This window comes from Pseudarthrobacter sp. Pseusp20 (assembly GCF_059492155.1).
On the sequence record NZ_CP168521.1, the window covers coordinates 2,835,927 to 2,856,213 of the forward strand.

Below are 20,287 nucleotides of genomic sequence, written 5' to 3' on the forward strand. Positions count from 1 at the left end.
TCCTAGGCCTCCACTTTTTCAACCGCAACGGCGGGTTCGGACACGGTGCCCGGCTCTGCCACCAGGTCCACCGTCAGTGTCTCGCCCTTGACCAGTTCGGCGTTGGCCAGCAGGGCATCAACGACGTTCCCGGGAGCGGTGACGGTGGTACGGATGCGGTCGCTCACGTTGAGCCCGGCGTCCTTGCGGGCCTGCTGGATTGCCCGCACCATGTCGCGTGCCAGCCCTTCGGCTTCAAGCTCCGGCGTGACTTCCGTGTTCAGCACGACGAAGCCGCCGCCGGGCAGCACGGCCACAGCCGCGGAAGCACCGCCGGACCCGGCAACCACTGTCTCAAGCGTGTACTCCTGGGGTTCCAGCTGCAGCCCGCCGGCGGTGACCACACCGGCGTCGTCCACCGACCAGTCCCCTGACTTGGACCCCTTGATGGCAACCTGGACGTTCTTGCCCAGGCGCGGCCCGGCAGCGCGGGCGTTGACCACCAGCTTCTGCTGGATCCCGAACTCCTCCGGGGAGGCGGTGGCGGCGTCCAGCAGGCGAACGGAACGGAGGTTCAGTTCATCGGCGACGACGGCGGCGAAACCCTGCAGGGCGTCCGCTCCGGGTGCCACAACCGTCAGCTCCTGCAGCGGCAGGCGGACACGCAGGTTGGCTGCCTTGCGGAGCGAGGAACCGGTGGAGCAGATCTGCTGGATCCGGTCCATGGTTTCCACCAGGGAGGGATTGGCGGGGAAGAGGTCCGCGTCCGGCCAGTCGGCCAGGTGCACGGACCGGCCGCCGGTCAGGCCGCGCCAGATTTCCTCGGAAACCAGCGGCAGCAGCGACGCGGCGGCACGGGTGACGGTCTCCAGGGCAGTGAACAGCGCATCGAAGGCGTCCTGGTCCTCGTCGAAGAACCGCTGGCGGCTGCGGCGGACGTACCAGTTGGTGAGCATGTCCAGGTAGCTGCGCAGCGAGTCGCAGGCGCCGGAGATGTCGTATGTGTCCAGCTGTGCCGTCATGCTGCGGACAAGGTCGCCCGTGTTGGCCAGCAGGTACTGGTCCAGGGTGTCCCGGTAGCCCTCGTAGCGCAGTTTGGCATCGTAACCGGCGCCACCGTTCGCGGCGTTCGTGTACAGGGTGAAGAAGCTGTACACGTTCCAGAGCGGCAGGATCACCTGGCGGACGCCGTCCCGGATGCCCTGCTCGGTGACGATCAGGTTGCCGCCCCGGAGGATGGGGCTGGACATGAGGAACCAGCGCATGGCGTCGGAGCCGTCGCGGTCCAGGACCTCGGAGACGTCCGGGTAGTTGCGCAGGCTCTTGGACATTTTCTGGCCGTCGGATCCAAGCACAATGCCATGGCTGATGACGTTGCGGAACGCCGGCCGGTCAAACAGTGCGGTGGACAGGATGTGCAGCATATAGAACCAGCCGCGGGTCTGGCCGATGTACTCCACGATGAAATCCGCGGGGTTGTGCGTGTTGAACCAGGCTTCGTTTTCGAACGGGTAGTGCACCTGTCCGTAGGGCATGGAGCCGGAGTCGAACCAGACGTCCAGGACGTCCTCGACGCGGCGCATCACGGACTGGCCCTCTTCGGGGGTGCGGGGATCGTCCGGGTTGGGCCTGGTGAGCTCGTCGATGAACGGCCGGTGGAGGTCCACCTCGCCGTCCTTGTTCAGGGGCAGCCGGCCGAAGTCCGCCTCGATCTCGGCCAGGGAACCGTAGACGTCGGTGCGCGGGTATTCGGGATCCGTTGACTGCCACACGGGGATGGGGCTGCCCCAGAAGCGGTTCCGGCTGATGGACCAGTCGCGGGCGTTCTCCAACCATTTGCCGAACTGGCCATCCTTGACGTTCCCCGGGATCCAGTTGATCTCCTGGTTCAGTTCGGACATCCGGTCCTTGAACTTGGTGACCTCCACATACCAGGAGGACACCGCACGGTAGATCAGCGGGTTGCGGCAGCGCCAGCAGTGCGGGTAGCTGTGCTCGTAGCTGGCCTGCCGGACCAGCCTGCCCTGGGCGCGGAGCACTTGGGTGATGGGCTTGTTGGCCTCGAAGACCTGCAGGCCCGCGATGTCGTGGAGGTCGCCGTGCTTGAACAACGGCAGGAATTTGGCACCCTCGTCCACGGAGAGCACCACGGGAATGCCAGCCTCCTCGCAGACTTTCTGGTCGTCTTCACCGTAGGCGGGCGCCTGGTGCACCACGCCGGTTCCGTCGGTGGTGGTGACGTAGTCAGCCACTACGAACCGCCAGGCGTTCTCCATGCCGTACTTTTCGTTGTCGGCAAAGTCGTCCCAGAGCCGCTGGTATGCCAGGCCTTCCAGTTCGGCGCCGGAGTGGGTGGACACCACGGCGGCTTCCGCGTCCTCGAAGCTGTCGTAGCCGAGGTCCTTGGCGTAGGCGCCCAGGAGGTCCGCCGCGAGCAGGAAGCTGCCCGTGACCGGGGCGTCGGCCGAGGCGGCCTTGATGCCCTTGGGACCGGCGGGCAGCACGGCGTACGTGATGGAAGGCCCGACGGCGAGCGCGGCGTTGGTGGGCAGCGTCCAGGGGGTGGTGGTCCAGGCGAGCGCCTGCACGCCGGCAAGTTCCTTGGACAGTTCCGAATCCCCCGCAAGGATGGGGAAGGTGACGGTGACGGTCTGGTCCTGGCGGTTCTTGTAGACGTCGTCGTCCATTCGCAGCTCATGGTTGGACAGCGGGGTTTCGTCTTTCCAGCAGTACGGCAGCACCCGGTAGCCGTTGTACGTCAGGCCCTTGTCATGCAGCTGCTTGAACGCCCAGAGGACCGACTCCATGTACTCGACATTGAGTGTCTTGTAGTCGTTGTCGAAGTCCACCCACCGGGCCTGCCGGGTGACGTAGCTGCGCCACTCATCGGCGTACTTCATGACGGACGCGCGGCAGGCGTCGTTGAACTTGTCGATGCCCATGGCCTCGATCTGGGTCTTGTCCGTCATCCCCAGCTGTTTCATGGCCTCCAGCTCGGCGGGCAGGCCGTGGGTGTCCCAACCGAAACGGCGTTCCACGCGCTTGCCGCGCTGGGTCTGGTAGCGGCCAACCAGGTCCTTGGCGTAGCCGGTGAGGAGGTGGCCGTAGTGGGGCAGGCCGTTGGCGAACGGCGGGCCGTCGTAGAACACGAATTCGTTGCTGCCCGGCTCCCCGCCGGGGACGTCGGCGCTGCGCTGGTCAATGCTGGCCTGGAAGGTGCCGTCCTGGTCCCAGTACTTCAGGATGCGCTCTTCGATCTCCGGGAACTTCACGGAGGCGGAAACGCCGGCGCTGCCTTTGGAGGAGGTGCTGGAGGCTGAGGCCTTGGGGTAAAACGTCATGTTCGACATCCTGGGTTGAGCGTGGTGAGCCCCCGGCACGGCCGGAGGTTCCGTTCAGGATGCGAGGACGGCTGCCATGCCGTCCCGAAGACTGCACGCCCACCGCGGTACCACCTCACTTACCGGCGCCGCGTGGTTCCCAAAGGAACACCCGCCGCCCCGGCCGCTTCATTACTGCTGTGACGGGCTTACCCGTCCGGTTCTACTGACGCGGGCCCGCCTTGCGGGGCGCGGCCTGCGTGTTCTTCCGGAAGCTCACCGGTGATTGCCGGGTCATAGCCACTGCAGAGTCTACTATCGCCGCGGCATCCAGTGCCATTCCGGGCGCAACGCGGTTCCGGCGGGCAGTGCCGTTCCGCCGGGGTGTGCCGTTCGGGGCGGCCGGGCCATTTCCGGGCGGTCTTCTCCGTCCGGGGGCTGCCGCCGTCACCGTGCATTGCCTAGACTCGCGTCATGACGGCTTCCGGGCGCCCCGCGGGATGGAGGCGTACGGCCACGGCGTGCAGGTGGCTGTTCATCCCTGCTGCCCTGCCGGTGGCGGCGGTCTCCGCCGTCCGCGCGGTGCCTGCCGACTGGCCGGTACTCGGTGTCCAGCTGGTGGCATTCACGCCCTGGCTCGCCGTTCCCGCCGCCGCAGCGCTGCTCATGGCCTTCGCTGGACGGAGCCGGTGGCAGCAGGTCCTGGCCACGGCACTGGCGGCCTGCCAGGTGTTCTGGCTTTTCCCGCTCGATATCCGCGCACCGGCCGCCGGGGCAACCGCCGGGGCAGCGGCCGGGGCTTCCGGCACGTCGGTCTCCCTGGTTGCCATGAGCATCAACACGGAACTGGGCGGGGCTGATGCCGGCAGCATCGTGGCCCTGGTCCGTGATTTGCATGTAGACCTGTTGGCGGTTGAGGAGTACACACCCGAAATGGCGCGAAAGCTGATGGCGGCCGGACTCGACGACCTGCTCCCCCACCGGGTTGCCCAGGCCCGTGACCGCGCCGCAGGCTCCGCCATCTACTCCTCCTACAACCTGACAGCCACCGGCGTCCTCCCGGACACGCGGTTCGCCATGCCCGTGGCACGCCTTGACCTCGGCAGCGGTGCCGGCCTGCGTGTGGTGGCAGTCCACGCCCTGGCGCCAGTGGGAAAAGGCCTCAGTCAATGGCGCAGCGACCTGGCTGCCGTGGCCAGGGCTGCCGACGGATCCGGTCCCCTGCTGCTGGCGGGAGACTTCAACGCGACCTACGACCACCGGGAATTCCGGGACCTGTTGGCCGGAACGGGCGGCAACCTGCCCCTGGTGGACGTGGCTGCCGCCGTGGGCAGCAGGCTGGTGCCCACGTGGCCCATGCGCGGCTTCCGGCTGCCGGGGATTGCCCTGGACCATCTGGTGACCAGCCCGGACATCAGAGCATCGGATTACTCGGTCCACCGGGTTGGCGGGACGGACCATGCCGCCGTGGCAGCCACCCTGACCGTCGGGGTCTCCCAGTGTTCCTGACCGGTCCAGCCACGGGATGGGCAGACCCCGCCCGGCTCAGCCCTTCCTGACCAGCTTGTGGGTGGCTGCCTGCGCCACCGGCCGGATGACGATCTGGTCCAGGTTGACGTGGTGCGGAACCGTGACGGCATAACGGACCACGTCGGCCACGTCCTCTGCGGTCAGCGGCTTCTCAACCCCCCGGTAGACCTTGTCCGCCGCCTGCGCGTCCCCCAGGCGGTTGAGCGCGAATTCCTCGGTCTGCACCAGGCCCGGCGCCACCTCGATGACGCGGACGTTGTTCTCCACCTCTTCAAGCCGGAGCGCGTTGGTCATGGCGTGCTGGGCGAACTTCGCGGCGTTGTAGCCGCCGCCGCCCTCGTACGCGTCCAGTCCCGCAGTGGAGGTGAGGTTCAGCACGGTACCTTCGCCGTTGGCGCGCAGCATGGGCAGGAAGGCGCGGGTGAGCTTCATGGTGCCCAGGACGTTGACCCGGTACATCCACTCCCAGTCCTCCGTGCTGGCATCTCCTACCCTGTCGGCGCCGCGGGCGCCGCCGGCAATGTTGATGAGTGTATCGATGCCGCCCGCGTCGGTGACCTGCGCGAGGAGCCGGGACACGTCGTCGTCCTCTGCAATGTCAGCAGGAATCGCCACGGCGCCTGTCCCGCTTTCCAGGGCGGCCAGGCGTTCGGCGCGGCGTGCCACGGCGAAGACCGTCCACCCGTCGGCGCGCAGCGCGCGCACAGTGGCCTCCCCGATTCCGCTGCTTGCTCCGGTCACCAGTGCCGCTTTTTTCTGCATGTCCTTCGTCATGGCACCACCCTAACGGGATCAGCCGGCAGGACGTCCCCGGAGGTAATCAAGCAGGACAAGGGCGTGGTTTGCCTCCGTGTTACGGGCAGCGTAGAGCAGGGTGATCCTTGGGTGGCCGGCGGCCAGTTCCAGCAGCGTCTCCACCGCCGGATTGGAATCCAGTTCCACCCGGTAGCGTTCGCTGAATTCCTCGAACCGTCCGGGGCGGTGGTTGAAGTCCTTGCGCAGCCCGGTGGACGGGGCCACGTCCTTGAGCCACACATCGATGGCCGCGTTCTCCCTGGACATCCCACGCGGCCAGAGACGGTCCACCAGCACCCGGCAGCCGTCGTCGTGCGCCGGTGGATCGTAGATGCGCTTGATGCCAAAGGTGCCCCGCTGTTGGACCATACGCCGCATGCTACCCGCCTTCGCATGCGGCCGGGCGGGACCGGTTGGGTGGGATGGAAGCGGGCATGAAAGAATTGCCCAATGGCTGAAGACACGCAGGGTACAGACACGCCCACCACCGCCCCCATCAACGTTCCGGACAAGCCGGCCCTCGAAGGCCTCGAAGCAGCGCTCACCCAGCGCTGGCTGGCCGAGGGAACCTACAAGTTCAACCGCGACACCACCCGGGAGCAGGTCTACTCGATCGACACTCCCCCGCCCACGGCGTCGGGATCCCTGCATGTGGGCCACATGTTCTCCTTCACCCAGACCGACGTGCAGGCGCGCTACATGCGCATGACCGGCAGGAACGTCTTCTACCCCATGGGCTGGGATGACAACGGCCTCCCCACGGAGCGCCGTGTCCAAAACTACTACGGTGTCCGCTGCGATCCCGCCATCCCCTACAACGCCGACTACCGGCCGCCCGCCCAGCCTGCCAAGAACCAGCGCGATTTCGACGTCGTCTCACGCCAGAACTTCATCGAGCTCTGCGAGGAACTGGCTGTCGAGGACGAGAAGGTCTTCGAAAACCTGTTCCAGACCCTGGGCCTGTCCGTCGACTGGGACCTGACGTACCGCACCATCGACGACACTTCCCGCGCCGTATCCCAGCGCGCCTTCCTTGCCAACCTGGCCGCCGGCGACGCGTACATGGCCGAAGCACCCACACTGTGGGACGTCACCTTCCGCACGGCGGTTGCGCAGGCCGAACTGGAGGACCGTGAGGTTCCGGGCGCCTACTACCGGTACCCCTTCTTCACCGAAGACGGGGACAAGGTCTTCATCGAGACCACGCGTCCGGAACTCCTGGCTGCCTGTGCCGCGCTGGTGGCAAACCCCGACGACGAGCGGTACCAGCCGCTGTTCGGCAAGACCGTGAAGTCCCCGCTGTTCGACGTTGAACTCGAGGTCAAGGCCCACCCGCTGGCCAAAGCGGACAAGGGCTCCGGCATCGCCATGGTCTGCACCTTCGGTGACCTGACCGACGTCACCTGGTGGCGGGAACTGCAGCTGCCCACTCGCGCCATCATGGGCCGAGACGGCCGCATCATTGCCGAGACCCCCGACTGGATCACCAGTGAGGCCGGCAGGGAAGCGTACGCCGCGATCGCCGGCAAGACGGCCTTCTCCGCCAAGGAAGCCGTGGTGGAACTGCTCAAGGAAGCGGACCTGCTGGACGGGGAGCCCAAGAAGATCACCCACCCGGTCAACTTCTTCGAGAAGGGCGACAAACCCCTGGAAGTGGTCACGTCCCGCCAGTGGTACATCCGCAATGGCGGCCGCGACGAGGACCGCCGCGAACGCCTGATCGGCCGCGGCAAGGAGATCGACTTCCACCCGTCCTTCATGCGCTCCCGCTACGAGAACTGGATCGCCGGCCTGAACGGTGACTGGCTGGTCTCCCGCCAGCGGTTCTTCGGCGTGCCCATCCCCGTCTGGTACCCGCTCGACGCCCAGGGCAACCCGGAGTACGACAACCCCATCCTGCCCTCCGACGAACTGCTGCCCGTTGACCCCGCGGCTGACGCCGCCCCCGGCTTCGACGAGGCGCAGCGCGACCAGCCCAACGGCTTCACGGGCGATGCCGACGTCCTGGACACGTGGGCCACCTCCTCGCTGACCCCGCAGATCGTTGGCGGCTGGAGCCGCGACGAGGACCTGTTTGCCAAGGTCTACCCGTTCGACCTCCGCCCCCAGGGGCACGACATCATCCGGACCTGGCTCTTCTCGTCGGTGGTCCGCGCCGATGCCCTCCAGAACTGCGCGCCGTGGAAGCACGCTGCCATCTCCGGCTGGATCCTGGACCCGGACCGCAAGAAGATGTCCAAGTCCAAGGGCAACGTGGTGGTCCCCACCGACGTGCTGAACGAGTACGGCTCGGACGCGGTCCGCTACTGGGCTGCCTCCGCACGCCTTGGCGCCGACACCGCCTATGAGATTGCCCAGATGAAGATCGGCCGCCGCCTGGCCATCAAGCTCCTCAATGCCTCCAAGTTTGTGCTGAACCTCGGTGCCACCGAGAACTCCGTGCTGGCCGGCGATCTCTCCGTCCTTTCGAACCCCCTGGACCGTGCCCTGCTGGCCCAACTGGCCGACGTCGTCACCCAGTCCACCAAAGCGTTCGACAACTACGACTACGCCCGCGCCCTGCAGCTCACGGAGACATTCTTCTGGCAGTTCACGGATGACTACGTCGAGCTGATCAAGGACCGCGCCTATGGAGCGGCAGGCGAAGCCGAGCAGGCATCCGTGCTGGCAGCCCTGGCCACCACCCTGGACACCCTGCTGCGCCTCTTCGCCCCGTTCCTGCCCTTCGCCACCGAGGAAGTCTGGAGCTGGTGGCGCAACGGATCGGTGCACCGGGCGGCGTGGCCGGCCGCGCTGGAGATCCCCGGCGGAGACACCACCATGCTGGCAACCGTGGGCGTGGCCCTCAGCGGTGTCCGCAAGGCCAAGTCCGAGGCAAAGGTCAAGCAGCGCACCGAGGTCCTCTCCGCGACGATCACCGCTCCGGAGGCACTGACGGCGCAACTGCAGGCTGGCCTGGCCGACCTGAAGGCGGCGTCCAACGCCCGGCAGATCACGTTGGTGGCGGGCGACGGAGATCTTGCCGTCACGGACGTTGCCCTCGCCGCTAGCGACGAACCCGCCAAGGCCTGACAGCCGGTCTCATCCGAACGGGCCCGTTTCCGGGCAAAGGGGAAGCCCCATCAGCGTTTTGCCGTTGGTGGGGCTTCGACTTTTCGGCCATCTTGTGACGTTATTTCGATGGTCTGGCAGGATCCTCCGAAACTCCAGGTCTTACTACACCGTCACTGGTAGCTTGCACTCAACTTTGCCGATGGCTGCGTCAAATTACATATCACTGGATCTTTGGTTCCTGCGTCCCGCCTCTTTCGAAGTGGGTAAGAACCATTGTTCTCCTGCCCCAAGGCATGCACAAGGGCCCCGCAGGAACTACACACTGGTAGTTTCTGCGGGGCCCTTGGCGCGGCCAGCCAATGGCAGGCGGCCCGGCGCTTAGTTGAATTCCGGGCTCTCCGTGCGGCTGCGCTTGAGCTCGAAGAAATGCGGATAGGCGGCGATGGTGGTGGTGGCGTCCCAGATCCTGCCGGCTTCTTCGCCGCGGGGGATGCGGGTCAGGACCGGTCCGAAGAACGCCGTTCCGTTGAAAGCGACCACGGGCGTTCCCACGTCCTGGCCCACGAGTGAGATGCCTTCTTCATGGCTGGCCCGGAGCTGCCGGTCATAGGCGTCGGTGGTGGCGGCATCGGCCAGGGAGGCGGGCAGGCCACACTCGGCGAGGGCTTTGGTGATGACCTGTGCGCGGTCCTTTTCCCCCTGGTTGTGGATCAGCGTGCCCATGGCGTCGTAAAGCGGCTTGATGACCTGCGGGCCGTGCCCTTCGCGGGCCGCAATGATCACGCGCACCATGCCCCAGGCGTTGTCCATGGACTCCCGGTAAGCGGGCTCCAGGTCGCGTCCCTCATTCAGGACGGCGAGGCTCATGACGTGCCATTCGGTCTCGATGTCCCGGACGGCCTCCACCTCGCCGAGCCAGCGGCTGGTGACCCATGCGAACGGGCAGAGGGGGTCGAACCAGAAGTCGGCTTTGTTCTTGGCAGGTACAGTCACAGGGTCCTCTCGGTCAGGCAGACTTACGGCGCTTGGCCACGTGCGGAATCATGGTGGGTTCGGCCCCGCGCAGGACCACGTCCTCGGTGATCACCACGCTGGCGACGTCCTCGCGGCTCGGGAGATCGAACATCACGGGAAGCAGGACTTCCTCCAGGATGGCGCGAAGACCGCGTGCACCGGTGCCACGCTCCAGTGCCTGGTCGGCGATGGCTTCCAGGGCGGGCTCGTCAAACACCAGCTCCACGCCGTCGATCTGGAACATCTTCTGGTACTGCTTCACCAGGGCGTTCTTGGGGGTGGACAGGATCTGGATCAGGGCGTCACGGTCAAGGTTGGACACCGTGGTGATCACCGGAAGGCGGCCAATGAACTCCGGGATCAGGCCGAACTTCAGCAGGTCCTCCGGCATGACTTCGCCGTAGGAGTCCACCTTCTTGCTGGCGTCGTTCAGTGGGGCGCCGAAGCCGATGCCCTTGCGGCCGGAGCGGGAACCGATGATCTCCTCCAGGCCGGCGAAGGCGCCGGCCACGATGAACAGGACATTGGTGGTGTCGATCTGGATGAACTCCTGGTGCGGGTGCTTCCGTCCGCCCTGGGGCGGGACAGAGGCAACGGTGCCTTCCAGGATCTTCAGCAGGGCCTGCTGCACGCCCTCACCGGATACGTCACGGGTGATGGAGGGGTTTTCGCTCTTGCGGGAAATTTTGTCGATCTCGTCGATGTAGATGATGCCCTGTTCGGCCTTCTTGACGTCATAGTCTGCGGCCTGGATGAGTTTGAGGAGGATGTTCTCCACGTCTTCACCCACATAGCCGGCCTCGGTCAGGGCGGTGGCGTCCGCGACGGCGAACGGGACGTTCAGGCGCCGGGCGAGGGTCTGGGCCAGGTAGGTCTTGCCGCAGCCGGTGGGGCCGATGAGGAGGATGTTCGACTTGGCGATTTCGACGTCGTCGTGATGCCCGCCGTCCCCCAGGCTTCCGGACTTGGGCGCGTGGCCCGCCTGGATGCGTTTGTAGTGGTTGTAGACCGCGACGGCGAGGGAACGCTTTGCGGGCTCCTGGCCGATGACGTATTCCTGCAGGAAGTCGAAGATTTCGCGCGGCTTGGGCAGTTCAAAGCTGCCGAGGTCTGCCACCTCCGCGAGCTCCTCTTCGATGATTTCGTTGCACAACTCGATGCACTCATCACAGATGTAGACACCGGGCCCGGCAATGAGCTTGCGCACCTGCTTCTGGCTCTTTCCGCAGAAAGAGCACTTCAGCAGATCCGTGCTCTCGCCAATCCGAGCCATATGTGAACCCCTTAGTATCCTGCTGCCAGGCAGCCCTGCACCGTTGCTGAAATCTTCGGCCGGCCCGCGGGGGCCGGTTTGTGACAACATCCACTCTAGGTCACATTCGCCCCCAAGGGTGGAAAGAAAAGGCCGGTGCGGCCAAATGAAGCTGGGCCGCACCGGCTTTCCGTACTGCTACCTCGTGATTGCCTGGGGCTTGATCTTGCGTGAGTCAAGCACCTGGTCGATCAGGCCGTATGCCTGCGCCTCTTCGGCGGTGAGGATCTTGTCGCGCTCGATGTCGTTGTTGACCTGCTCCGACGTGCGGCCGGAGTGGTGGGCCAGCGTGTCTTCGAGCCAGGAGCGCATGCGCATGACCTCGGCCGCCTGGATCTCCAGGTCGGAAGCCTGGCCGCCCTGGCCGCCGGACAAGGCCGGCTGGTGGATCAGGACGCGGGCGTTGGGCAGTGCCAGCCGCTTGCCGGGGGTACCGGCAGCCAACAGGACAGCAGCCGCGCTGGCGGCCTGGCCCAGGCAGACCGTCTGGATCTCGGGACGGATGTACTGCATGGTGTCGTAGATGGCCGTCATGGCCGTGAACGAACCGCCCGGGGAGTTGATGTAGAGGGTGATGTCGCGGTCCGGGTCGGTGGACTCAAGGACCAGCAGCTGGGCCATGATGTCGTCGGCGGAGGCGTCGTCAACCTGCACGCCGAGGAAGATGATGCGGTCCTCGAACAGCTTGGTGTAGGGGTCCTGGCGCTTGAAGCCGTAGGGCGTGCGCTCCTCGAACTGCGGCAGGACGTAGCGGCTGGACGGAAGATTGCCGGCGGACCACCCGAAGTTGTAGTTCATTGTTTTTGCTCCTGATCGAAGTGTTCTGGTTGCCGGTTAGTTCTGGGAGGCTGATTCGCCGGAGGACCCGTTGGACGTTCCGCCGCCGCCGGATACCGAACCGGCGTGCGCGGCGATCTTGTCGAAGAAACCGTACTCGAGGGCCTCTTTAGCCGTGAACCACTTGTCACGGTCGTTGTCCTTGAGGATGGTCTCAACGGTCTGGCCGGTCTGCTCGGCCGTCAGTTCCGCCATGACCTTCTTCATGTGCAGGATGAGCTCGGCCTGGATCTTGATGTCCGAGGCCGTGCCGCCGATGCCGCCGGAGGGCTGGTGCATCAGGACGCGGGCGTTGGGCGTGGCGTACCGCTTGCCCTTGGTGCCCGAGGAGAGCAGGAACTGTCCCATGGACGCGGCCAGGCCGGTGGCGACGGTCACGACGTCATTGGGGATGAACTGCATGGTGTCGTAGATGGCCATGCCTGCGGTGACGGAGCCGCCGGGCGAGTTGATGTAGAGGTAGATGTCCTTTTCCGGGTTCTCGGCCGAGAGCAGGAGCAGCTGCGAGCAGATCGCGTTGGCGTTGTCATCACGCACCTCCGAGCCCAGCCAGATGATCCGCTCCTTGAGGAGGCGGTTGTAAATGTAGTTGTCCTGGGCTGCAGGATCGACGGTCGCCATCCGGGGGGCCTCTGAGTGCTGTGACATGTTTACTTACCTCTCACTGGTGACGGTGACATCACTGAAAATCACTACTTGGACACTAACCGGTTTCCCCGGCGTTTTGTTCGCGCACTGACGGCTGTTCGCTGACGGCGCACGATCGCCGAACCGGCGCTGCGGGGTTTCGGGTCCAACGCGAACGGCCCCCGGATCGGAAGGATCCAGGGGCCGTTGCTGCGGGTTGTTAAGGACTAGGCCTTGGCGTCTGCCGTGGCGTCCTCGGCGTCGACAACCTCCGCCTCGGCGGCTTCGGTTGCGTCAGCGCCGGCTGCCTCTGCAGCGGGGGCTTCCTCGCCGCCGGGGCGGACGAAGTCGCTGAGGTCAACGGTGTTGCCCTCGGTGTCGGTCACGGTGGCCTGGCCAAGGACGACAGCCAGTGCTTTGCGGCGGCGGACCTCGGAGACCATCATGGGGACCTGGCCGCTCTGGTCGATGATCTGGGCGAACTGGTTGGGATCCATGCCGTACTGGCTGGCGGTGGTGACGATGTAGTCGATCAGCTCGTTCTGGCTGACGTTGACTTCTTCCTTTTCCGCGATGGCGTCAAGGATGATCTCGTTCTGGAAGGCGCGGGCCGTGTTGGCGCGGACCTCTTCGCGGTGCTCCTCGGTGTCGTGCTCGCCTTCGCCGTGGCCGTTGCCCTCCTGGAAGTGGGCTTCGAGCTGCTCCTCGACCACCGAGTCAGGAACAGGAACCTCGACCATTTCGACGAGCTTGTCCAGGACCTTGTCGCGGGCTTCTACGCCCTGCTCAACGATCTTGGAGTCGGCAGCCTGCTTGGCCAGGTCTTCGCGGAGTTCGGCAAGGGTGTCGAATTCGGAGGCGAGCTGGGCGAAGTCGTCGTTCGCTTCCGGCAGTTCGCGTTCCTTGACGGCCTTCACCACAACCTTGACCTGGGCGGCTTCGCCGGCGTGGTCGCCGCCCACCAGGGTGGTGTCGAAGATGGCGTCCTCGTCAGCGCTGAGGCCGGTCACGGCCTCGTCCATGCCCTCAAGCATGGTGCCGGCGCCCACCTGGTAGGACAGGCCGGCGGCGGAGTCGACTTCCTCGCCGTCGATCGTGGCGGTGATGTCGATGGTGAGGAAGTCACCGTCGGCAGCCGGGCGGTCCACGGACTTCAGGGTGCCGAAGCGGCCGCGCAGTTCGTCCAGCGCCTTGTCCACATCAGCTTCGGAGGATTCCGCAGCCGCAACCTGGACCTCGATGCCGGAGTAGTCCGGGAGTTCGATCTCGGGGCGGACGTCAACCTCAGCGGCAAACTTCAGGCCGCCGTCGGTCGCGGAGGGATCGGGCACCTCGGTGATTTCCACCTCGGGACGGCTCAGGGGGCGGATGCCGGACTCCTGCACGGCAGCCTGGTACCAGCCGTTGAGGCCGTCGTTGATGGCCGTCTCCAGGACGTAGCCGCGGCCGACGCGCTGGTCGATGAGCTTGGCAGGAACCTTGCCCTTGCGGAACCCGGGAACCTGGATCTGGGACGCAACGGTCTTGTAGGCCGAGTCGATGCTGGGCTTCAGTTCCTCAAAGGGGACCTCAACATTGAGCTTGACCCGCGTGGGGGTGAGGTTCTCGACAGCGCTCTTCACGGTCTAAGTACTCCTGGGTTGTGGGATGGGTTTCTGCAAACGCAATGGATGTCCAGGCCTGACGGTCCTGGCCGCAGAGTCGGGGTGACAGGATTTGAACCTGCGACTTCCTGCTCCCAAAGCAGGCGCTCTAGCCAAGCTGAGCTACACCCCGTAAGTGCACAGGCAAGTCTACGGTGATACGCGTCGCGATTGCACATTTGACACGTAGGCCATGGATTAGGTTTAGTTGTATCCGGCTTGAACAGCCAGCCCGGAGTTTCCGCGAAAAACGGATCTTCCTTCGGGGACGTAGCTTAATGGTAAAGCCTCAGTCTTCCAAACTGATTACGCGGGTTCGATTCCCGTCGTCCCCTCCACAACACGAAGAAGGCCCCTCTCCGGAGGGGCCTTCTTCGTGTTTCGCCTTCCTACTCCCCCGGTTGCTGGCAGTAAGGGCACCAGTAGAGGTTCCGCCCGGCCAGGTCGGCGATGAGCACGATGGTGCGGCAGACGCGGCAGGGCAGGCCGTGCCGCTTGTAGACGAAGTGGGCATCGTCGCTGCCGGGAAAGTGGGCGCTCCTGGGCGGCACCGGCGCGCCGGCCGCGGCGGCTTTGGCGGCGGTGGTGCCGTCAAGCGCCCAGTACTTCGGCGGCGTGGTGATGATCCGCCCGTCCGTCACGCCGTCGCCCATGACGGCCACGATGTCGCGCCACAGCTTGCGGGCATCGTTGTCCGGCAGGGCAGTGCCGGGCAGCCAGGGGTCCAGGCGGCGGCGGAACAGGACTTCCGCCCGGTAGACGTTCCCGACGCCGGCAATCACCTTCTGGTCCATGAGCAGGGCAGCCAGGGGCGTCGTCCGCGCCTGGACGTTGGCAGCAAAGCGCCCGGCATCGCCCCGGAGGTTCCGCAGTGGGTCAGGTCCCAGCCGTGCCAGCACGGCGCGGACTTCCGCCCCGGTGATGGTTTCGCAGGTGGTGGCACCCCGAAGGTCCGCCCAGCCATGGCTCCCGGCGAGCCGCACCCGCACGGCCCCGACGGGCGCCGGCGGACCGGCGTAAGGCGCGCCGCCGTCGTCGTCCCCGTCACCGAAGGCCTCCCGCTCCCCGACGCGCCGGGGGGCACCAATGCTGGAGGCGCCGGCGAAGGTGCGGTCCCCGCCGAAGCTCCAGGCCCCGTACAGTCCAAGGTGGACGTGCAGGACCAGGGCGTTGTCGAAGTGCAGGAACAGGTGTTTGCCGTGCGCCTCGGCGGCAAGCAGGGTATGCCCGTCCAGCAGCGCCGCACCCCCGCTGAACCTGCCCTGGGGACTGGAAACAGCCAGTGCCTCACCGGCGAAGACATCGCCGAACTGCCGGGCGAGCCTGCGGACGGAATGGCCCTCGGGCACTACTCGATGACCTCGCCTGTTGCCTCGTAGACCGCGATTTTTTCGATCCTGCGGACGTGGCGCTCATCATTGCTGAACGGCTCGGACAGGAACGCCTCGACCAGCGCGGTGGCTTCTTCGAACGTATGCTGCCGCCCGCCCAGGGCAACCACGTTGGCGTTGTTGTGCTCGCGGGCCAGGGTGGCGGTGGAGAGGTTCCATGCGAGGGCCGCGCGGATGCCCTTGACCTTGTTGGCGGCGATCTGCTCGCCGTTGCCGGAGCCGCCCAGCACGATGCCAAGGGCGTGGACGCCTGCCTGCTGGTCGGCAACGACGGCAAGGGCAGCGTTGATGCAGAAGGACGGGTAGTCGTCCTGGGCGTCGTAGACCTGGGGCCCGTGGTCCACCACCTCGTATCCCTTGCCGGTCAGGTGGGACACCAGGTGGGCGCTGAGCTCCATGCCTGCGTGGTCGGTGGCGATGTGGACCCGCGGGTAGGCAGGGGAAGTGGTCACGTGCAAAGTCCGTTCGGTTGTGGGGCTGGCGGGTCGCCGGTGGAGGCCGGAATGACACCGATAAGGATACTAGGACTGCCCGCCCTCCGGGTGCTGGCCCCCGGCCGGCGGCCCTCCGCCGCGCCGGGCCCTCGCGGCCACCCGCGTGAGGACTTCGGCCAGCCGCGCCGCGGAGGCCTGGCTTCCGCCGCTGACGGCCAGGCGCTGGCCGTCAGTCTTGCTCACGACGACGGCGGGCCCACTGCTGACCAGCATGGCTGCGGTTCCGCCGTGGTGCCGGTAGCCCCACCCGCCATAGTCGGCGGCTTTGACGTCCTCGGCGCTGGCATCGGAGATGGCGCCGGCCGGCACATTCATGACCGGCACCACCCCGGCCAGCAGGACCTTCAGCCCGCGCCGGTCCGCCCGGATGCGGGCAAAGAGGAACGCGGCGCCCACGAGGGCCAGGACAACGAGCAGGATGCCCAGCCACGGCACCACCACGGCGATAAGGGCTGCCGGGAACAGGGAGGCGATGGCGATCATGACAAAGACCGAACTCCTGGCGTGGACCCAGAGCCGGACGGTGTCCAGGGCAAGGTCGGGGTCCAGTTCCCTGGTGATGGCGGCCTGCAGCGCACGGTCGTCATCGGGCGACCATTGCCGGTCGGCTTTGTACACCATGGCCATGGCGACGCCGAGCGACACTGCCGCACCGCTGCCGAGGGCAAGGACGGTCATGTCCACCCGCGACTGCCGGGCGTCGGCCAGCCCGGTTTGGCCGATGAGCCCCGCGGCCAGGGCGGAGGTGATGAAGAGGCTGAGGAACAGCCCGGCCCCCATCATGATCCTGCGCATCATCACCGGCCTGCTGAGGGGCACCGCCTGCAGCAGGACCAGCCATCCGGCGATGACGATGATCGCCGCGCCCACGCCCACGTAGGCGCCGAAAGGCGCAAAGGCGGCACCGCCGTCGTCCGTCCACCGGACGGCGACCGGCTCCGGAAGGTCCGGGCGCAGCAGCGACGCGCAGTAGGCGAAGGCAGCGGCCAGGACGACCGGGAACCCCACGGCGAACCTGAGTGCCTTGGTATCCACCGAATCCAGCAGCTTTCCCATGCAATTAACGCTACCCCTGCGGCCGCCCGGCCAACCGCCCAGGCGGCAACGGCCGGCCGCTGTGAGCTGCGCAACTTGCCAAGGATCCCAAGGATGGAAGAATGCAACACAGTGCCGGACCCGGGACCACCGGCCGGCAGCCGAAAACTTCTCTGGAGGACCTCCTTTGCCAGGCATGAACCTGACGCGCGCCGAAGCCCGTGAGCGCGCCGAACTGATCACCGTCGAGTCCTACGATGTCAGCCTGGACCTGACGCGCGGCGGAGAGGTCTTCGGCAGCACCACCACCGTGAAGTTCACGGCGTCGCCGGGATCGTCCAGCTTCATTGATGCGGTCACCCGCACCGTGCACAGCGTGACCCTGAACGGCCGCAGCCTTGACCCCGCCACCGTGTCCGACGGCGTCCGGATCCAGCTGCCGGACCTGCAGGAGCACAACGAACTGACCGTCGTGGCCGACCTGCCGTACATGAACACGGGTGAGGGCCTGCACCGGTTCGTGGACCCGGTGGACAGCGAGGTCTACCTGTACACGCAGTTCGAGGTTCCGGACTCGCGCAGGATGTTCGCCGTCTTCGAACAGCCGGACCTGAAGGCAACCTTCGCCTTCACCGTCACGGCGCCGTCCCACTGGGACGTTGTCTCCAACTCCCCCACCCCCCACCCCGTGGAGGCGCCACCCGCGGAAGACGGCACGGCCAGGTCCGTATGGGCGTTCGCGCCCACGCCGCGCCTGTCCTCCTACGTCACGGCCCTGATCGCGGGCCCTTACCAGTCCGTCCGCAGCGAGGTCACCAGCTCGGACGGCCGCATCATCCCCCTTGGTGTCTTCGCCCGGAAGTCGCTGATGCAGTACCTGGATGCGGACAACATCTTCGAACTGACGCGGCAGGGCTTCGGGTTCTTTGAGGCGCAGTTCGGCTGCCCGTACCCGTTCGAGAAATACGACCAGCTGTTCGTTCCGGAGTTCAACGCCGGTGCCATGGAGAATGCCGGTGCCGTGACCATCCTGGAAGGCTACGTCTTCCGCAGCAACGTCACCGGGGCCCAGATCGAGCGGCGCGCCATCACGGTCCTCCATGAACTCGCCCACATGTGGTTCGGTGACCTGGTGACCATGCGCTGGTGGAACGACCTGTGGCTCAACGAGTCCTTCGCGGAGTACATGTCGCACCTGGCGGCGGTGGAGGCCACGTCCTTCACCAGCGCCTGGACCACGTTCGCTTCCGTGGAGAAGTCGTGGGCCTACCGCCAGGACCAGCTGCCCACCACGCATCCGATCTTCGCCGAGATCAACGACCTCCAGGACGTGGAGGTCAACTTCGACGGCATCACCTATGCCAAGGGCGCCTCGGTGCTGCGGCAGCTGGTGGCCTGGGTTGGCCCCGACCAGTTCATGGCCGGTGTCCGGGAGTATTTCGCCAAACACTCCTGGCAGAACACTGAACTCCGCGACCTGCTGGTGGAGCTCGAAAAGGCCAGCGGCCGCGACCTGGATGACTGGGGCCGGCAGTGGCTGGAGACCGCAGGCGTCAACACACTGAGCCCGGAGCTGGACGTGGATGCGGACGGGAAGCTGCGTTCCTTCGCCATCCTGCAGTCCGCGGTCCCGGAATGGCCCACTATCCGCCCGCACCGCCTGGCCGTGGGCTTCTACAACCTGAACAGCGCCGGAAAGCTCGAGCGGGTGCACCGCGAAGAGCTGGATGTGGACGATGACCGCACAGAGGTGCCGGGAGTGGCCGGCATGGACCAGCCGGACCTGATCCTTATCAATGACGACGACCTGGCGTATGCCAAGGTACGGCTGGATCCCAAGTCGCTGGCCACCGCCACCGCCCACCTCAAGGATTTTGGCGGCAGCCTGCCCCGGACCCTGGTCTGGAATTCCGCATGGGACGCTGCCCGTGACGGCGAAACGCCGGCCCGGAAGTACGTGGAGCTGATCCTGTCCAACGTCGCGGCGGAAACGGACTCCTCCGTGATCCTGGTCCAGCTCCGCCAGCTGGCCACCACCCTCAATTTCTATGTGGCCGAGGAACACCGCGAAGCCACAGCGGTTGCGGCGGTGGACCGGCTGTGGGACCTGGCCTCGGACGTCCCGGGCGGCTCCGATGCGCAGCTGCAGTTCATCAAGTCCTTTGCCCTCCTGGCCCGCAGTGCGTCCCAGCTGGACCGGGTGGCCGGCCTCCTGGACGGGTCGGTTGTCCTGGACGGGCTGGCGGTGGACCAGGACCTGCGCTGGGAGCTCGTGGAGTCCCTGGTGGCCGGAGGCCGGATGGGACAACAAGGCATCGACGCCGAGCTGGAGCGGGACAACACCTCCAGCGGACAAAATGCTGCGGCCCTGGCCAAGGCCGCCATCCCCACCCCGGAGGCGAAGGCCGCGGCCTGGGAATCGATCGTGGTCAAGGGGGAGCTGTCCAATGCGCTGCAGGGATCGGCCGTAACGGGCTTCATGCGCGTGCTGGACCGTTCGCTGCTGGAACCGTACGCCGAAAAGTACTTCGCGGCTGTGCCGGGCATCGTGGCCACCCGGACCCACGCACTCGCCCAGCAGATCGTCGTCGGCCTCTACCCGGCGCTGCTGACCACGCAGGCCACCATTGACCGGACGGACGCATTCCTGGCGTCGCTGCCGGCGGAAAGCGCCGCGCTGCGGCGGATGATGCTGGAGAACCGCGACGGCGTTGCCCGCGCCCTGCGTGCCCGCGCCGCCGACGTGCTTCCGGACGGCAGTCCCCAGTGAGTCTTGATGAACACCGGTATTCACTGGCAGTCCAGTGGACCGGCAACCGGGGGGACGGCACCTCGTCCTACCGGGGCTACTCACGGGACCACGACGTGCTCATCCCCGGCCTGCCGGTCCTCAAAGGCTCGGCGGATCCGACGTTCCATGGGGACCGCGGGCGCTACAACCCCGAGCAGCTCCTGCTGGCCGCGCTGGCGCAGTGCCACATGCTGTCCTACCTGCACGTGGCGGTGAAGAACGGGGTGGTGGTCACGGACTACCGGGACGAGGCCACCGGGCTGATGCGGCTCAACAGGGACGGCAGCGGGCAGTTCGAGCGGGTGGTCCTGCATCCGCGCGTGACGGTGGCAGATGCCGGACAGGCCGAACTGGCGGCCGGCCTCCACCACGAGGCGAACCGGCTCTGCTTCATTGCCCGCAGCGTGAATTTTCCGGTGGAGCACCAGCCGGTGACGGTGGCGGGTTAGGCCCTGCCGGATCCGC

General features: G+C 66.4%; 15 protein-coding genes and 2 tRNA genes. 5 read left to right on the plus strand and 12 right to left on the minus strand.

Going from position 1 to position 20,287, the window contains the following annotated elements; translation table 11 throughout:
• Window positions 1-2: 2 nt before the first annotated feature.
• Window positions 3-3,320, minus strand: coding sequence for an isoleucine--tRNA ligase (ileS, locus tag ACEN9K_RS13070; RefSeq protein WP_495634518.1), 3,318 nt, complete (start codon window positions 3,318-3,320; stop codon window positions 3-5).
• A 453-nt stretch (window positions 3,321-3,773) separates the two neighbouring features.
• Here ileS and ACEN9K_RS13075 point away from each other — a divergent pair, with 453 nt between their 5' ends.
• Complete coding sequence (locus tag ACEN9K_RS13075) at window positions 3,774-4,808, plus strand: endonuclease/exonuclease/phosphatase family protein (protein WP_495634519.1); 1,035 nt, start codon at window positions 3,774-3,776, stop codon at window positions 4,806-4,808.
• A 36-nt stretch (window positions 4,809-4,844) separates the two neighbouring features.
• On the opposite strand, the gene ACEN9K_RS13080 is transcribed toward ACEN9K_RS13075, so the two are convergent.
• Both ACEN9K_RS13080 and ACEN9K_RS13085 read right to left on the minus strand, forming a co-directional pair.
• Window positions 4,845-5,603, minus strand: a complete 759-nt coding sequence (locus tag ACEN9K_RS13080) for an SDR family oxidoreductase (protein ID WP_223991877.1) — start codon at window positions 5,601-5,603, stop codon at window positions 4,845-4,847.
• 18 nt (window positions 5,604-5,621) lie between these two features.
• Window positions 5,622-6,002, minus strand: a complete 381-nt coding sequence (locus ACEN9K_RS13085) for a DUF488 domain-containing protein (protein WP_495634520.1) — start codon at window positions 6,000-6,002, stop codon at window positions 5,622-5,624.
• Window positions 6,003-6,074: 72 nt separating this feature from the next.
• Here ACEN9K_RS13085 and valS point away from each other — a divergent pair, with 72 nt between their 5' ends.
• On the plus strand, window positions 6,075-8,696 hold the full coding sequence (valS, locus tag ACEN9K_RS13090; protein WP_056390681.1) for a valine--tRNA ligase: 2,622 nt from the start codon (window positions 6,075-6,077) through the stop codon (window positions 8,694-8,696).
• 360 nt (window positions 8,697-9,056) lie between these two features.
• On the opposite strand, the gene ACEN9K_RS13095 is transcribed toward valS, so the two are convergent.
• From ACEN9K_RS13095 to ACEN9K_RS13120, 6 genes are all read right to left on the minus strand, one after another.
• Window positions 9,057-9,671 (minus strand): mycothiol-dependent nitroreductase Rv2466c family protein, encoded by a 615-nt coding sequence (locus ACEN9K_RS13095; protein ID WP_200953161.1) that lies wholly within the window; start codon window positions 9,669-9,671, stop codon window positions 9,057-9,059.
• A 13-nt stretch (window positions 9,672-9,684) separates the two neighbouring features.
• The gene (clpX, locus tag ACEN9K_RS13100; protein ID WP_018769475.1) at window positions 9,685-10,965 is read right to left on the minus strand and encodes an ATP-dependent Clp protease ATP-binding subunit ClpX; all 1,281 of its coding nucleotides are present in this window, start codon (window positions 10,963-10,965) and stop codon (window positions 9,685-9,687) included.
• A gap of 177 nt (window positions 10,966-11,142) precedes the next feature.
• On the minus strand, window positions 11,143-11,802 hold the full coding sequence (locus tag ACEN9K_RS13105) for an ATP-dependent Clp protease proteolytic subunit (RefSeq protein WP_018769476.1): 660 nt from the start codon (window positions 11,800-11,802) through the stop codon (window positions 11,143-11,145).
• Window positions 11,803-11,838: 36 nt separating this feature from the next.
• Entirely contained in the window at window positions 11,839-12,462 is a 624-nt protein-coding gene (locus ACEN9K_RS13110; RefSeq protein ID WP_056390687.1) for an ATP-dependent Clp protease proteolytic subunit, read from the minus strand.
• Window positions 12,463-12,695: 233 nt separating this feature from the next.
• Window positions 12,696-14,090 (minus strand): trigger factor, encoded by a 1,395-nt coding sequence (gene tig / locus ACEN9K_RS13115; RefSeq protein ID WP_134164653.1) that lies wholly within the window; start codon window positions 14,088-14,090, stop codon window positions 12,696-12,698.
• Window positions 14,091-14,169: 79 nt separating this feature from the next.
• Window positions 14,170-14,244: transfer RNA gene (locus tag ACEN9K_RS13120), tRNA-Pro, on the minus strand.
• Window positions 14,245-14,375: 131 nt separating this feature from the next.
• On the opposite strand from ACEN9K_RS13120, the gene ACEN9K_RS13125 reads away from it, so the two are divergent.
• Window positions 14,376-14,449: transfer RNA gene (locus ACEN9K_RS13125), tRNA-Gly, on the plus strand.
• Window positions 14,450-14,500: 51 nt separating this feature from the next.
• Here the strand turns inward: ACEN9K_RS13125 and ACEN9K_RS13130 are convergent.
• The 3 genes from ACEN9K_RS13130 to ACEN9K_RS13140 all read right to left on the minus strand — a co-directional run bounded on the left by ACEN9K_RS13130 (window position 14,501) and on the right by ACEN9K_RS13140 (window position 17,052).
• Window positions 14,501-15,460: an Fpg/Nei family DNA glycosylase gene (locus tag ACEN9K_RS13130; RefSeq protein WP_488314526.1), complete on the minus strand. Its 960-nt coding sequence runs from the start codon at window positions 15,458-15,460 to the stop codon at window positions 14,501-14,503.
• The gene (locus ACEN9K_RS13135; RefSeq protein WP_018769480.1) at window positions 15,460-15,954 is read right to left on the minus strand and encodes a ribose-5-phosphate isomerase; all 495 of its coding nucleotides are present in this window, start codon (window positions 15,952-15,954) and stop codon (window positions 15,460-15,462) included. The genes ACEN9K_RS13130 and ACEN9K_RS13135 overlap by 1 nt, the downstream gene beginning before the upstream one ends.
• Before the next feature lie 69 nt (window positions 15,955-16,023).
• Window positions 16,024-17,052: a hypothetical protein gene (locus ACEN9K_RS13140; protein WP_018769481.1), complete on the minus strand. Its 1,029-nt coding sequence runs from the start codon at window positions 17,050-17,052 to the stop codon at window positions 16,024-16,026.
• Between the two features lie 175 nt (window positions 17,053-17,227).
• Between ACEN9K_RS13140 and pepN the strand changes: the two genes are divergently transcribed.
• Both pepN and ACEN9K_RS13150 read left to right on the plus strand, forming a co-directional pair.
• The gene (pepN, locus tag ACEN9K_RS13145) at window positions 17,228-19,801 is read left to right on the plus strand and encodes an aminopeptidase N (protein WP_495634521.1); all 2,574 of its coding nucleotides are present in this window, start codon (window positions 17,228-17,230) and stop codon (window positions 19,799-19,801) included.
• Window positions 19,798-20,271: an OsmC family protein gene (locus ACEN9K_RS13150; RefSeq protein WP_134164652.1), complete on the plus strand. Its 474-nt coding sequence runs from the start codon at window positions 19,798-19,800 to the stop codon at window positions 20,269-20,271. Before pepN ends, ACEN9K_RS13150 begins: the two co-directional genes overlap by 4 nt.
• The last annotated feature ends 16 nt before the right edge of the window (window positions 20,272-20,287 follow it).